Origin of the sequence: Mesorhizobium sp. M0166 (assembly GCF_040322255.1) — a bacterium.
Classification (GTDB): Bacteria; Pseudomonadota; Alphaproteobacteria; order Rhizobiales; family Rhizobiaceae; genus Mesorhizobium.
Map to the genome: position 1 here is coordinate 144,553 of NZ_JAMYTD010000005.1, position 14,090 is coordinate 158,642.

At 62.3% G+C, this 14,090-nt stretch carries 14 protein-coding genes; 4 read left to right on the forward strand and 10 right to left on the reverse strand.

The window, feature by feature from the left end; genetic code table 11:
* Positions 1-9 precede the first annotated feature (9 nt).
* Positions 10-1,200 (forward strand): O-succinylhomoserine sulfhydrylase, encoded by a 1,191-nt coding sequence (locus NKJ46_RS08995; protein WP_352664166.1) that lies wholly within the window; start codon positions 10-12, stop codon positions 1,198-1,200.
* 36 nt (positions 1,201-1,236) lie between these two features.
* On the opposite strand, the gene NKJ46_RS09000 is transcribed toward NKJ46_RS08995, so the two are convergent.
* A complete protein-coding gene (locus NKJ46_RS09000; RefSeq protein ID WP_352664168.1) occupies positions 1,237-2,391 on the reverse strand; it encodes a ceramide glucosyltransferase in 1,155 nt (384 codons plus the stop codon).
* A 228-nt stretch (positions 2,392-2,619) separates the two neighbouring features.
* Here NKJ46_RS09000 and apaG point away from each other — a divergent pair, with 228 nt between their 5' ends.
* Positions 2,620-3,012: a Co2+/Mg2+ efflux facilitator ApaG/CorD gene (apaG, locus tag NKJ46_RS09005; RefSeq protein WP_352664170.1), complete on the forward strand. Its 393-nt coding sequence runs from the start codon at positions 2,620-2,622 to the stop codon at positions 3,010-3,012.
* A 78-nt stretch (positions 3,013-3,090) separates the two neighbouring features.
* Here the strand turns inward: apaG and NKJ46_RS09010 are convergent, their stop codons facing one another.
* The 3 genes from NKJ46_RS09010 to NKJ46_RS09020 form a co-directional block, all read right to left on the reverse strand.
* Positions 3,091-4,101, reverse strand: a complete 1,011-nt coding sequence (locus NKJ46_RS09010; protein ID WP_352664172.1) for an Hsp33 family molecular chaperone — start codon at positions 4,099-4,101, stop codon at positions 3,091-3,093.
* A gap of 162 nt (positions 4,102-4,263) precedes the next feature.
* The gene (gene argF / locus NKJ46_RS09015) at positions 4,264-5,175 is read right to left on the reverse strand and encodes an ornithine carbamoyltransferase (RefSeq protein WP_352664174.1); all 912 of its coding nucleotides are present in this window, start codon (positions 5,173-5,175) and stop codon (positions 4,264-4,266) included.
* 14 nt (positions 5,176-5,189) lie between these two features.
* Positions 5,190-6,389 carry an aspartate aminotransferase family protein gene (locus NKJ46_RS09020; protein WP_352664176.1) on the reverse strand — a complete coding sequence of 400 codons (1,200 nt, stop codon included), beginning with the start codon at positions 6,387-6,389 and terminating at the stop codon, positions 5,190-5,192.
* A gap of 354 nt (positions 6,390-6,743) precedes the next feature.
* Here NKJ46_RS09020 and NKJ46_RS09025 point away from each other — a divergent pair, with 354 nt between their 5' ends.
* Positions 6,744-7,268 (forward strand): GcrA family cell cycle regulator, encoded by a 525-nt coding sequence (locus NKJ46_RS09025; RefSeq protein WP_352664178.1) that lies wholly within the window; start codon positions 6,744-6,746, stop codon positions 7,266-7,268.
* An 89-nt stretch (positions 7,269-7,357) separates the two neighbouring features.
* Here the strand turns inward: NKJ46_RS09025 and NKJ46_RS09030 are convergent, their stop codons facing one another.
* The 3 genes from NKJ46_RS09030 to NKJ46_RS09040 form a co-directional block, all read right to left on the reverse strand.
* On the reverse strand, positions 7,358-8,365 hold the full coding sequence (locus NKJ46_RS09030; protein WP_023677347.1) for a magnesium and cobalt transport protein CorA: 1,008 nt from the start codon (positions 8,363-8,365) through the stop codon (positions 7,358-7,360).
* A gap of 116 nt (positions 8,366-8,481) precedes the next feature.
* A complete protein-coding gene (gene phoU, locus NKJ46_RS09035) occupies positions 8,482-9,207 on the reverse strand; it encodes a phosphate signaling complex protein PhoU (protein WP_352664180.1) in 726 nt (241 codons plus the stop codon).
* A gap of 117 nt (positions 9,208-9,324) precedes the next feature.
* Positions 9,325-10,590, reverse strand: a complete 1,266-nt coding sequence (locus tag NKJ46_RS09040; protein ID WP_352664182.1) for a sensor histidine kinase — start codon at positions 10,588-10,590, stop codon at positions 9,325-9,327.
* A 198-nt stretch (positions 10,591-10,788) separates the two neighbouring features.
* Between NKJ46_RS09040 and ppk2 the strand changes: the two genes are divergently transcribed.
* Positions 10,789-11,691, forward strand: coding sequence for a polyphosphate kinase 2 (ppk2, locus tag NKJ46_RS09045; protein ID WP_352664184.1), 903 nt, complete (start codon positions 10,789-10,791; stop codon positions 11,689-11,691).
* 21 nt (positions 11,692-11,712) lie between these two features.
* Here ppk2 and NKJ46_RS09050 read toward each other — a convergent pair whose 3' ends face one another.
* From NKJ46_RS09050 to NKJ46_RS09060, 3 genes are all read right to left on the reverse strand, one after another.
* A complete protein-coding gene (locus NKJ46_RS09050; RefSeq protein WP_352664186.1) occupies positions 11,713-12,462 on the reverse strand; it encodes an enoyl-CoA hydratase-related protein in 750 nt (249 codons plus the stop codon).
* Between the two features lie 15 nt (positions 12,463-12,477).
* A complete protein-coding gene (locus NKJ46_RS09055; RefSeq protein WP_352475930.1) occupies positions 12,478-13,116 on the reverse strand; it encodes an acyl-homoserine-lactone synthase in 639 nt (212 codons plus the stop codon).
* A gap of 97 nt (positions 13,117-13,213) precedes the next feature.
* On the reverse strand, positions 13,214-13,945 hold the full coding sequence (locus NKJ46_RS09060) for a helix-turn-helix transcriptional regulator (RefSeq protein WP_023677341.1): 732 nt from the start codon (positions 13,943-13,945) through the stop codon (positions 13,214-13,216).
* Positions 13,946-14,090 lie beyond the last annotated feature (145 nt).

The window sequence follows — 14,090 nt, forward strand, 5'->3', positions numbered from 1 at the left end:
TTGGATAGAATGATGACCAAGAAGCGCGACTGGAAGCCTCAGACCGCACTCGTGCATGCCGGGACGCTGCGTTCCAGCTTCGGCGAGACCTCCGAGGCGATGTATCTCACCCAAGGGTATGTCTACGAGACGGCGCAAGCGGCGGAAGCCCGCTTCAAGGGCGAGGAGCCAGGCTTCATCTATTCGCGTTATGCCAATCCGACCGTCGACATGTTTGAAAAACGCATGTGCGCACTGGAAGGAGCCGAGGACGCGCGCGCCACTGCATCCGGCATGGCGGCGGTGACGGCAGCATTGCTGTGCAGCGCCAAGGCTGGCGACCATATCGTGGCGGCGCGCGCACTGTTCGGCTCCTGCCGCTGGGTGATCGAGACGCTGGCGCCGAAATACGGCATCGAGGCAACGCTGGTCGACGGCACAGACATCGCCAATTGGCAAAAGGCGGTCAAGCCGAACACCAAACTGTTCTTCCTGGAAAGCCCGACCAATCCGACGCTGGAGGTGGTCGACATCGCCGCCGTCGCGGCACTTGCCAATTCGATCGGCGCCAGGCTGATCGTCGACAATGTCTTCGCCACGCCCTTGCAGCAGAAACCCCTGCAGCTCGGCGCCCACATCGTCGTCTACTCCGCGACCAAGCATATTGATGGCCAAGGGCGCTGCCTTGGCGGCATCGTTCTGTCGGACAAGAAGTGGATCGACGAGAACCTGCATGACTATTTCCGCCACACCGGCCCCAGCCTCTCGCCCTTCAATGCCTGGACGCTGCTGAAAGGCCTGGAGACGCTGCCGCTGCGCGTACGCCAGCAGACGGAAAGTGCCGGCCGCATCGCGGATTTCCTCGCCGAGCGCCCGCAAATCGCCCGCGTCATCTATCCCGGTCGCGCCGACCACCCGCAAGCGGCCGTGGTCAAGAAGCAGATGTCGGGCGGCTCGACGCTGATCTGCCTGGATGTGAAGGGCGGCAAGCAGGCGGCCTTTGCCTTCCAGAACGCACTCGAAATCGTGCTCATTTCCAACAATCTCGGCGACGCCAAGAGCCTGATCACCCATCCGGCGACGACGACGCACAAGAACTTGACCGATGAGGCCCGCGCCGAGCTCGGCATCGGACCGGGCACGCTCAGGCTGTCAGTCGGCCTTGAGGACGCCGACGATCTGCTCGAAGACATCCAGCAGGCGCTGAGAGTTGCCGGATAAGGGCTGGACGAACAGAGGCGAGCGGGGACGCGCCGATCAGGCGCCGGACGGGGTCTGTTCCAGCTCCGCGACGGCCTTGCTCTGGATAGTCATCACATTGCCTCGCCAATCGACGGCGCCGCTCAGCCATCCGCGCGCCCAAATGGCGGGAAGCATCAGGTCTCGCGCCATCATCGCCGGGATCGTGCGCAGCGACAGGTGCCATCCCTTGGCCGAGGCCAAGGCGCATTCCGGCAGGTAGGCCGCGACCAGCACGGCGGTGGCGGTGGCCGGCAGGCTGACGCCGGCGTCAGCCGCGGCAACCAGCGCAAGCACCAGCGGCGGTGCCGCGCCGATCAGGATTTCGGGGGCAAAGAACAGTGCAAAGGTGACGCGGCGCAGCCGCGCCCAGCGCGCCTGCCGCGACCAGATCTCGCCAAGCGTGCGCCGGCCGAGCGGCTGTTCGAAGGGCGAGGCGACAAGATTGACCCGCAGTCCGAGCCGGTTGACCAGCTTGGTCGCGGCGGCGTCCTCGGCGATCTCGGCAGCAAGCGCGCGGATGCCACCATTGGCGTCGAGCATGGGCTTGTTCCACAACATGCTCTTGCCCTGGGCGAAGCCGAGGCCGAGCGCCGCTCCAGCGTACTGCCAGCGCGCCTGCAGCGTGTTGAGAAAGGCGCATTCTACCTCCCCCCAGAAGCCGTCCGGCCGCGAGCCGATCGGCGTCGAGCAGACGAGGCCGGTGTCGTGCCGCCACGCCGCCATCAGGTGCTGGACGTAATCGCTCGGCATAAGCACGTTGGAATCGGCAAGGATGACCCAGCGATAATGCGCCGCCTCCCAACCCTTCACACAATTATTGAGTTTCGGATTGCCGCTGATGCGGTCGTCACCGACTAAAAGGCGGGCGCGAATAGCTGGAAAGCGCGCCATTGCGGCGGTGATCGGCTCGACCACCGGGTCGTCGGCATGGGCGACGCAGAAGATGAGTTCGTAGCGCGGCCAGTCGAGGGAGAAGGCGCGCTCCAGCGTCTCTTCGGCAAACGGCTCGACGCCGCGCGCCGGGATGACGATCGATACCGGCGGCGCGTTGGCCGCGGGCGGTGCAATCCTGGCTGGTCGCTTTAGCTTCAGCAAGGCTAACAGGATGCTGGCGAGATTTGAAAGAAGGAGGGCTATGGAAAGGAGAGCGGCTGCGAATGTCGGTTCCATCGAGATCTGGTCACTCCAGAAATGCTGGCCGCATGACGGCCGTTTTCAACAAATCGACAAAACGCTGAGTCGCCCGGCACAAGCCTGCACACCATCATTGTCATGTGTCACTCAAATGACATTGTTTTTCGGCACCTGCGCTTGAGATCGGGCAAGAAGATGCCGCGCATCGTTGACCAAACTGCGCTGAGCATCGAAAGTTCCATCTACATTGCTTTGGAGCAGTTTATGTACAGCGCCGTCACCCGCAACATCGAAGTGCAGGTCAGGCCGTTCTATCTGGAGGATCACTCCGACCCGCCACAAAACCGCTATGTCTGGGGCTACCAGGTGACCATCGACAATCAGTCGGACGACTTCGTGCAGCTTCTGTCGCGCTACTGGCACATTACCGACGGCACCGGCAAGGTCGAGGAAGTGCGCGGCCCCGGGGTCGTCGGCGAGCAACCTGGACTCAACCCCGGCGACAGCTATCAGTATACGTCTGGATGCCCGCTCTCGACCCCGTCCGGCATCATGGTCGGGCACTACACAATGCGCAACAAACGGGGTGAGACCTTCGACGTCGCCATCCCCGCCTTCTCGCTCGATTTGCCGGGCACGCGGCGCACCGTCAATTGACGTTCACTTGGATTCCTCTCCCCGCCTTGCGGGGGCGAGGAAATCCAAGTTCTGCGAAGGCAGCCGCACTGATGCTCGTTATTGAGCCGCTTCAAATTCCGCCGGATCGAAGTCATATTGTTTCGAACAGAATTCGCAGGCCACGTGAATGCTGCCATCCTCGGTGCTGTCCCTGATCTCCTCGGCGGAAAAGCCTTCGAGGATGCCCTGGATCTTCTCCCTCGAGCATGAGCACTGGTCGGCGACCGGCACCCCGCCGAAGACGCGGACGCCATGCTCGTGGAAAAGCCGGTAAAGCAGCCGTTCGGCGCCGATCGTCGGATCGATCAGCTCGGTCGGTTCAATAGTACCAAGCAGCGCCAGCAGCTCCTGCCAGGAATTGTCGGCCGGGTCGTGGATTTCCTCACGCGGATCGCCGTCGCCACCGGGAAAGTCGGGGACGCGCATGCGCTCCGCCGACTGCGGCAGGAATTGTGCCAGCAAGCCACCGGCCCGCCATTGCTCGCGGGCACCGCCGACGCCGGGCGTCAGAAGCTTGGCAACCGAAAGCCGGAGGTCGGTCGGAATCTGCTCCGACTGGCGGAAATAGGTGCGTGCGGCATCTTCCAGCGTGACGCCGTCGAGCTGGACGATGCCCTGGTAGCGTTGCGTGTGGGCGCCCTGGTCGATGGTCAGCGCCAGGACGCCGCTGCCGAGCAGCGTCTGCGGTGACGTCTCGCCGGCAGAAGTCAAAGCCTGCAGCCGGTCGGCATCGAAGCGGGCATAAGCGCGCAGCGCGTGCGGCGTGGAGAAATCCGCGACCAGCATGTCGACCGGCCCGTCGGTGCGGGTCTGCAGAATGAACTTGCCCTCGAACTTCAGCGAAGTTCCGAGCAATACCGTCAGCACACAGGCTTCGGCCAGGAGGCGGGCGACCGGCTCGGGATAGTCGTGGCGGCTGAGAATAGCGTCGAGCATCGGCCCGAGCTGGACGGTGCGGCCGCGCACGTCGAGCGGGCCGACCTCGAACGGCACGACATGGTCGTCGCCGGCGTAGCCGAATTCGCCGAGCTTGGGTTTATGTTCAGCCAATTGATGAGTTTCCAACATGACAAAGCTCCGGGGCGCGGCGATGCCGCCCTCCGGGGCGCATGCGACGAGACGCGCTCGATTTGCGTGATGCGCCTGAGATAGGCACCACCCACTCCCGGATCAAGGCGGCCCGGATCAACGCGGCGCAGATCAGGCCAGCCCGGATCAAGGCGGCCCTTATCAAGCGCCCAGGCACCAGGCCAAGACCGCCTTCTGGGCATGGAGCCGGTTCTCCGCCTCATCGAACACCACAGAATGCGGTCCGTCGATGACCTCGTCGGTAACCTCCTCACCGCGATGCGCCGGCAGACAGTGCATGAACAGCGCGTCAGGCTTGGCTTTCGCCATCAGTGCCGCATTGACCTGGTAGGGTAGGAAGACATTGTGGCCGCGGGCACGGTGCTCCTGGCCCATCGACACCCAGCAGTCGGTGACGATGCAATCGGCCTCGTGAACGGCCTCCTCGGGCGAACGGGTGAATTTCAGCTTGCCGCCATTGGCTTTCGACCAGTCGACATGCTTCTGGGCCGGTTCGCTGCCCTCGGGCACGGCGATGTTCAGCTTGAAGCGGAAGCGCGCAGATGCCTCCAGCAGCGAATGCAGCACGTTGTTGCCGTCGCCGGTCCAGGCGATCGTCTTGCCGGCCACCGGACCACGGTGCTCTTCGAAGGTCATGATGTCGGCCATCAGCTGGCAGGGATGGGTCTCGTCGGTCAGCCCGTTGATGACGGGAACCGTAGCGTTTTCCGTCAGTTCCAGCAGCCGGTCATGCGAGGTGGTGCGGATCATGATGGCATCGACATAGCGTGACAGCACCTTGGCCGTGTCGGCAATGGTCTCCGAGCGGCCAAGCTGCATCTCGGTGCCGGTCAGCATGATCGTCTCGCCACCCAACTGCCGCATGCCGACGTCGAACGACACGCGCGTCCGCGTCGACGGCTTGTCGAAGATCATCGCCAGCACCTTGCCTTCGAGCGGCTTGCTGCGTTCGCCGGCCTTGAGCCTTGCCTTTCGCACAGCTGCGTCGTCGAGCATGAAACGCAGATCGCCTTCGGAAACGGCGGAAAGATCGGTGAAATGGCGAAGGGACATCAGGAATTCCAGGATTACTTCGCTGCGGCAGCGACGATGGCATCCGCCAGGCTCTTGGCGCCGGCACGAATGCGCTCGAGCGCTTCGTGGATCTCGGCGTCGGTGACGGTGAGAGGCGGCAGCAGGCGGATAACGTTGTCGCCGGCCGGAACCGTCAAGAGATGCTGGTCACGCAGTGCCACCGTGACTTTGGTGTTGGGCATCGCGCATTTAAGCCCGAGCATCAGGCCGGTGCCCCTGATGCTTTCGATAACATCCGGAAATTCGTCGGCGACGCCTGCAAGCCCCTGCTTCAACAGCAGTGCCTTGCGCTGGACGTCCTCGAGAAAGCCGTCCTCCAGCACCACGTCGAGCACGGCGTTGCCGACCGCCATCGCCAGCGGATTGCCGCCGAAGGTGGTGCCGTGCACGCCGGCGGTCATGCCGACCGCTGCCTCGTCGGTGGCGAGGCAGGCACCCATCGGGAAGCCGCCGCCGATGCCCTTGGCCACCGCCATGAGGTCGGGGGTTACACCCGCCCACTCATGCGCGAACAGCTTTCCGGTGCGGCCGACGCCGCACTGGACCTCGTCGAAAATCAGGAGCAGCCCGTGCTGATCGCAGAGCTGCCTGAGGCGCTTCAGCGATTGCGTCGGCACTTGCCTGATGCCGCCCTCGCCCTGCACCGGCTCGATCAGGATCGCCGCGGTCTCAGGCGTGATCGCCTTTTCGGCCGCATCGATATCGTCGAAACCGACCTGGTCGAAGCCGTCGACCTTGGGGCCGAAACCTTCCAGGTATTTGTACTGGCCGCCGGCGGCGATGGTGGCCAGGGTGCGGCCGTGGAAAGCGCCTTCGAAGGTGATTGTGCGGTAGCGCTCGGGATGGCCCTTGACGAAGTGGTAGCGCCGCGCCGTCTTGATGGCGCATTCGAGCGCCTCTGCGCCGGAATTGGTGAAGAACACCTTGTCGGCGAAGCTGGCGTCGGCCAGCCGCTCGCCGAGCCGGCTCTGTCCCGGAATCTCGTACAGATTGGAGACATGCCAGAGCTTGGCGGCCTGCTCGGTGAGGGCCGCGACCAGATGCGGATGGCTGTAGCCCAATGAATTCACGGCGATCCCGCCGGCGAAATCGAGATATCGCTCGCCCTTATCAGTGACCAGCCAGGTGCCTTCACCGTGGTCGAAAGCCAGGGGTGCGCGAACAAAGGTCTCGAAAAGCGCCGAACCGCTCATTATATGCGTCTCCGGAACCGGAAAATCAAAAAGCCGCCAAAGCGGCGGCCCTTGTGGCTTATCGTGTTTTTCGGCCGTGAAGTCAACGAAAAGGTCGCGTAAGGACGTGCGGCAAGCCCTCCAGCACAACGCCGGCTCATAAGCGACCGGGCAAGTTGGGGAAAACCGAAAAAACCGATTCGTGTTGGCGTTGGGACTCTTGTCACCGAGTCAGCGCATAAGGTAATTGTAGTAGAGAAATAACTAGATTTCGTGCGGCGGACCTAATCACCCGATATATGTGGTGTCTGCCCGGCAGAAGCCGGGTCGGGAATGGATTCCGATTGCCGCACGTTTCAGCAGGAGCGCGGTCTCATGAACTGGACTGACGAGCGAGTCGAACTTCTCAGAAAATTGTGGTCAGAGGGCCTCAGCGCCAGCCAGATCGCCGCACAGCTTGGCGGGGTCAGCCGCAATGCGGTCATCGGCAAAGTGCACCGGCTGAAACTGTCCGGTCGCGGACGCACGACCGCCTCACCGGCACGCCAGAAGAAGACGGCACAGGGATCGACGATCCAGAAATCGGTGTCCCGGGCAGCAAGCGCCACGCGCCATGCCACCACGTCGATGTCGATCGGTGCGACCGCGCTCAAGGCACAGTTCGATGCCGAACCGGTGGCGCGCCACTATATTCGCCCGGTCGAGAACGTCGTCGTGCCGATCTCGCGGCATCTGCAACTCGTCGAGCTGAACGAGCGCACCTGCAAATGGCCGAATGGCGATCCGCTTTCGGAAGACTTCCATTTCTGCGGCAACGACGCCGCCGAAACCGGGCCCTACTGCAAGTACCACGCCCGCGTGGCGTTTCAGCCGGCATCGGAGCGGCGGCGGAGCAGATAGTTAGGGGAGTAGGGGAATAGGGCAGTACGGCAGTATGTGGTGAATTGCAGAGAAGCGTGGTCAGAAGCGATATCCTACTGCCCTACGCTTCATAGCCACCCATTCTTGCGAAACCGCCAGTAAAGAAACGTGCAGATCAGGGCAATCGCCGCCAGGACGGCCGGGTAGCCATATTCCATCCTCAGTTCCGGCATGTCGCTGAAATTCATGCCGTAAATGCCGGCGAACGCCGTGGGCACCGCCAGGATGGCGGCCCATGAGGCAAGCTTCTTGGAGATCGCCGTCTCCTGGCTTTGACCGACCAGAAGGCTGGCCTCGAAGGCGAAGGCGAGAACCTCACGCAGGCTGTCGATCTTTTCCTGGACAGTGCGGATGTGGTCGGTGACGTCGCGAAACAGTGGGTGCATGGCTGTGTGGATTTGCGGCAGATCGGCGCTGGTGAGCCGCCGGCAGACCTCCACCAGCGGCAGGGCCGCATTACGCAGGCGCAAGAGATCGCGGCGCAGCATATAAAGCCGTTCGATATCGGAGCCGGTCATCGGTTTCAGCAGAACCTTGTCCTCGATCGCCTCGACCTCGTTTTCGATCTGCTCGAGCACCGGCATGTAGTTGTCGACGATGAAATCGAGAATGGCGTAGAGGACGAAATCCTCGCCCTTGGCAAGGGAATGCGGGCAGCTTTCCCAGTGCTGGCGAACGGCTGCGTAGGAGGTCGACGGGCCATGCCTGACGCTGACGATATAGCCGGCGCCGACGAACAGATGCGTCTCGCCGAAGGTGACACGGCTGTCGATCAGCTGCGCCGTGCGGGCAACGATGAACAGGGCATCCCCATATTGCTCGATCTTCGGTCGCTGGTGCGGATGCTCGGCGTCCTCGATCGCCAACTCATGCAGATGGAATTGCGCCTGGACGCGCAGCAACAAATTGCGGTCGGGCTCCAGCAGTCCGATCCAGACCACGTGGCCCGGCTTCCCGGCCCATTCGCCGGCTTCCTCGATCGGAATGTCGGCGATGCGCCGCCCAGCCGTATAGACGCCGCAAGCGATGATGCCCGACATCGGCGGCGCGGGAGCAAACTCGCGGACATATTCCATCGCAGCCTCCTGAAGGCGGGGCCTTCATCGCGGAACTGAGAAGTCGGCGTGTCGAGAGCTTAGCGCAATTGTCTCTCAGGTGGCGAATCCGAAATTCGCACCAGTGCGGAGAGAACTCACTTCGCTGGTTGGGTTGCCGGAAGAACAATCTTGTCCGTCTTGTCGCCCTTCGGACGATCGGCCGGCATCTGATCACCGGTGACGACATAGTAGATCGTCTCGGCGATGTTGGTGGCATGGTCGCCGATGCGCTCGATGTTCTTGGCGCAAAACAGGAGATGTGTGCAGGGCGTGATGTTGCGTGGGTCTTCCATCATGTAGGTCAGCAATTCGCGAAACAGCGAGGTGTACATGGCATCGATCTGGTCGTCGCGGTCGCGCACGAAACCGATTTTTTCCACCGACCGCGATGCGTAGACGTCGAGTACTTCCTTGAGCTGGGTCAGTGCCAGATTGGCCAAAGCCTCGAGGCCGCGGAACAGACTGTTCGGCTGGCGCCCGTCTGCAACGGCAACCACCCGCTTGGCGACGTTCTTGCCGAGGTCGCCTACCCGTTCGAGGTCCGCCGAGATGCGGATCGCGCCGACGATCTCGCGCAGATCCGTCGCCATCGGCTGGCGCTTGGCGATTATGATGATCGCCTTGTCGTCGATCTCGCGCTGTCCCTCATCCAGAACCAGGTCGTCTCGAATGACTTTCTGGGCAAGCCCCGGATCCGCATTGACCAGCGCCGCGACTGCCTGCTCGACCATGCGCTCGGCATGCCCGCCCATCGCCGCGATGCGCTTCGACAGATATTTCAGCTCCTCGTCATAGGCGCTGACTATATGCACGGACTGCATGGACGAAATGCCTTCCCGGGATTTTCTGGTTGAGTCGTTCCCTCGAATCCCCGCTGATACGCTAGCCGGATGACAGAAAAAAGAAACGGCCCATTATGTGCTAGAGATAGTACCGCGTCAGCGAGCCGGCAAATGGACCGTGAACGCCGCACCCTTGCCGACCTCCGACCTGATGGAGAGCCTGGCGTTGTGGCGGGTCAGGATATGCTTGACGATGGACAGGCCAAGGCCGGTGCCCTTTTGGCTCCGGCTGTTCTCGACGTCGACGCGGTAGAAGCGCTCGGTGATGCGCGGGATGTGCTCTTCGGGGATACCGGGGCCGAAATCCCTGATGGTGACGTCGATGCCCGGCTCGGGATCGCTGTCGCTGCGCGTGATCGACACCACGACGCGTCCGCCCGACTGACCGTATTTGCAGGCGTTTTCCAACAGATTTTCGAAGACCTGGAAAAGCTCGTCCCGATCGCCGGGCACGTCGAGCGGCCCTTCCGCGAAATCACGCTCGATGACGACGCCGTTTTCCTTTGCGAGCGGCCCAAGCGAATCGATGACGCTGTCGATGACCTGGCGCAGGTCGACCTCGGTTCCCGGCTTGAGATAGGGCTTCATCTCCAGGCGCGACAGCGACAGAAGGTCGTCGATGAGGCGCGCCATACGGCTGGTCTGGTTCTGCATGATCTGCAGGAACTGCTCGCGCGCCGCGGGGTCGTTGCGGGCCGGCCCGCGCAGCGTCTCGATGAAGCCGGCGATCGACGCGAGAGGCGTGCGCAGCTCGTGGCTGGCATTGGCAATGAAGTCGGCACGCATTCTGTCGATCCGGCGCGCCTCACTCTGGTCCTTGAACACAAGCACGTAGAGATCCGTGGCATGGCCGACTGAAGACGCGCTCACCCGATAGGCTCGTTCGACCGGCAGCTTTTCTGTGTAGTCGACGCTGTCCGAAGCGACGTTGCCCGCCAAGATACTATCCAGCAAGGCCTGCATTTCCGGCGCGCGGAATTTCAGCGACAGCGACATGCCGGGGGCAATTCCGCCAAAGGCGGCAAAGGCGGCGGCGTTGGCGTGGACGATGGCGGCGGAGCGATCGAAAATGATCAGCGGATCGGCAACCGCCGCCGCGAGATATTCGCCGGAAAGCCGTTGCAGACCGCTCGCCTCGATGGCCGCAGCATTTTCGGTCGATTGACGCGCGACGCCGGCCGGCAGCATCGCAGCGGCAACCAGCAACGCGCCTGCCAGCAGCACCACATAGCCGGACATGCCGGCAAAAGCATAGACCATCAGCACCGCAACGAGGCCGGCCGCCAGCAGCCAGCGGCTGTTCCACAGCCGCATGGCGACACCTTGCGCCCTGCCTTTCCGCTTTGTGCCGATGTCGGCCATTTGCGCTCCGTCTGCGGCCAACTTCAAGAACTTCCTGCTGGACCGGCGCTAGAGCACAGTGCGTTCAATTGGACGCACAAAGGACGCTCTACCACTTCATCTGCTGCATCGTTCTTTCCGAAAATCGATTCCGATTTTCGGGCCGATGCAGTAAGGCTCCCAATAGCATGAGTCCGAAAGCTGGAAAGGCTCGCCTCGATGAAAAACACCAAGGAAAGTCCCGCCGTACCTTCATCGGGTCCGCTGAAGATCATCATCGACGGCAAGGAGCGGGCGTTCGACATCGAGGCCCCGATGCTTCCCGACTGGGTCGAGGACCGCAAGCTGACCGCCGGCGGGTATCCCTACGACAAGAAGATGAAGAGCGAGGAGTATGACGAGAGGCTTGAGAAGCTGCAGATCGAGCTGGTCAAGGCGCAGGCGTGGCTGCAGTCGAAAGGCAAGCGGGTAATGTCGCTGTTCGAGGGGCGCGACGCTGCCGGCAAGGGCGGCACGATCTTCGTTTTGCGCCAGTATCTGAACCCTCGCACGGCGCGCAACGTGGCGCTGACCAAGCCAACACCCACCGAGCTTGGACAATGGTACTTCCAGCGCTACGTCGACCACTTCCCGACGTCGGGCGAATTCGTCACTTTCGACCGCTCCTGGTATAATCGCGCCGGCGTTGAACCGGTGATGGGATTCTGCACGCCCGAGCAGCACGAGCAATTTCTGGACGAGGTTCCGCATTTCGAGCGGATGATCCGCAACGAGGGCATACATTTCTTCAAATTCTGGCTGAACATCGGCCGGGAAACGCAGCTCGAGCGATTCCATGACCGCCGCTGGAGCCCGCTGAAGAGCTGGAAGTTTTCGCCAATCGACATCGCCGGCATCACCAAATGGGACGAATACACCAAAGCGCGCGACCTGATGGTCGAGCGCACGCACAAGGAGTTCGCGCCCTGGATCATTGTGCGGGCGAACGACAAACGGCGCGCGCGGCTGGCCGTCATGCAGCGCATTCTCCTTTCGCTTCCCTATGACGGCCGCGACCTCGACGTCATCGGCAAGGAGGACAGGAAGATCATCGGCGAAGGGCCGACTTTCCTCGAAAAATAAGCTCACCTCGATACGCGGCTCTCATGCCGCCAGCCGGGCAATCCGCTGCAGTCGCTTCAGCGTTGTGTCGTCCTGCAGCGCCTGCTGGAAAAGCGAGATCTCCTGGTCGATGCGGTCGCAGAGCGCGCCGGTGTCGCCCCTGAGCAGGTCGCGCGTCTGCTGCAGCGCCGCGACAGGCTTCTTGGCGAGTTGCCTGGCTCTTGCCAACGTGGCTTCCTCGACGCTGCCGTCCGTCACGATCTCGCCGACAAGGCCCAGTGCCCTGGCATCTTCGGCGGCGAGCGTGTCGCCCAGGCAGAAGAAGCGGAACGCCCCGGCATAGCCGAGCTTCCGCGGCGCCAGAATGCTGGTCGCCGCGTCCGGCACCAGGCCGAAATCGACGAACGGCACCCGAAACGTGCTCTTGGTCGAGGCGATCACCATGTCGCAGTGGAACAGGATGGTGCAACCGACGCCGACGGCGTCGCCGTCGACACAGGCAAGGACCGGTTTCGGGAACGTCGCCAGCGTGCGGAACATATCGGTGACGGCGGCGATCAGTCGCCGATGTTTGGTGGCGTCGAGAAATTCGGAGAAATCGGCACCGAGGCAGAAGCACCCGGCCAAGCCGCGCAGGACCACAACGCGGACGTCGTCGTCGACAGCGGCTTCGTGGAATGTCCTGGCCAGGCTTTCATAGGCCCGCCTGTCCAGCACCGGGCGGCCGTCACCCGACGATACCGTGACGATCAGCGTGTGATTGCGGAATTCTGCTTTTGAGTGAACGTTCATGGCCTCTCTCCAATCTCACGAGGCGCGTCTCTGTCCGAGCATGTCCGGGTACCCTCTGGCCAGCACCGGCGCAAAGTGGTTGCGGCGCGAACGCACCACGTCGAGCGTGTGCTCGTTGAAGGTGAGCAGTGTGGCAACGACCTGCTGGTTGCCATAGGTACGCTGGTAACCGAGCGGCGTTGCCAGGAAATGCAGCTGCAGCGCGCGAAGCACCCACATCGGCTCGAATTCGATGATCACCTGGTTGACGTTGCGCTTCAGGCCCCACTCGACGAAGCCGGCGATCAGCTCCGTGCCCACCGTTGACACGCCGCGCCGACCGTCGCGGAACCCCGGCGCAACCGCATAGCGGGTCAGTTCATAGACATTCGGGCCCGACGGTGGGGTTCCCTCATAAAGGTCCGCCAGCACGTCGGTTAGAAGATGTGCCCGGGTCGTCGGCAACATCCGCTGGTAACCGGCGAGCTCGCCATTGCGGATGACGATCTGGTGCACTGCCTCGTCGTGGTCGAATTGATCGATCTCCAGGCCATCGGGGCGCTGCAGATCGGTCCATCCCATCTCTTCGACGAAAATCTTGTAACGCAAACGATGAACTGACTCCCAGAGGTCGGGCCGTTCCATCAATTCCTGGGTCGTGAGGGAAAAAAGCATCTTGCCGTCTCCTGTTTCAATAGGAAGATACGGCCGTGCTTTCCCAAAAAAATTACGCGATCACGCAAGCAAGAATTTCTAGGCCGGCGCGGCCGACCTAGTTAATATAGCCGCGCCTTATCGCTTCCGCGACGGCCTGGACCCGGTTGACGGCACCGAGTTTGCTTTTGGCGTTAAGAAGGTGTTTCTCTGACGTGTGTTCCGAAATGCCGAGAATTTGTGAGATCTCCCATTCGGACTTGCCAACGGCGGCCCATTGCAGGCATTCGCGCTCACGCGGCGTTAATTCGACATGATCGATGGTTTTGCCCGCCATGGTGTGGAGCTGCATTGCGCGGCCAATCGCATAAGTCGAGACCAGCGACACCAGCCCGAACTCGGCGCTCGACAATTCGACAGCCTCGCCGCCCAGTGACACCATGACGATCTGGCCATCGAGCGTGATTAGCGGGAAGGCCAACCCGTCGCGCAGCTTGAATTCGCCGGCATCGCCCATCACCTCGCCGCCGCTCTTGCCGATGCGGATGCCCTGAGACGCTTCCCGCCACTGGAATGGCGCTTGAAGCTGCTTCATGTGACTGACGACGGGGTCGTGATCGACGTAGTTGCGCGCAACGTAGCGCTCAAGCCATTCAGCCGGCCAGTCGCAGAGCAGCACATGGTCCTTTTGCTGGTTTCTCGGCGTGCCAGGTTGCGGAACCGTCCCGGCCATCAGCGCCGTCAGCCCGAACCCGCTTGTTACCCCCAGCAGCTTTTCGCAGACGGCGGCCGCTGTGCCGGCGTGCTGCAACTGATCTATCAGTTCCAGGGTACGATCGAAATGACCCATCGCAACATCTACCCCATGTTGCCTTCCGCTCTTGAGGCCAATGGCAGTGATCAACCCGCACCACGCCATCAACCCCGGACTGCAAAGCTGCTTCCCCTGTGCGTCCTACTGCTCCTCTTCAGCCGGCATCACGCAGTCATTTGCA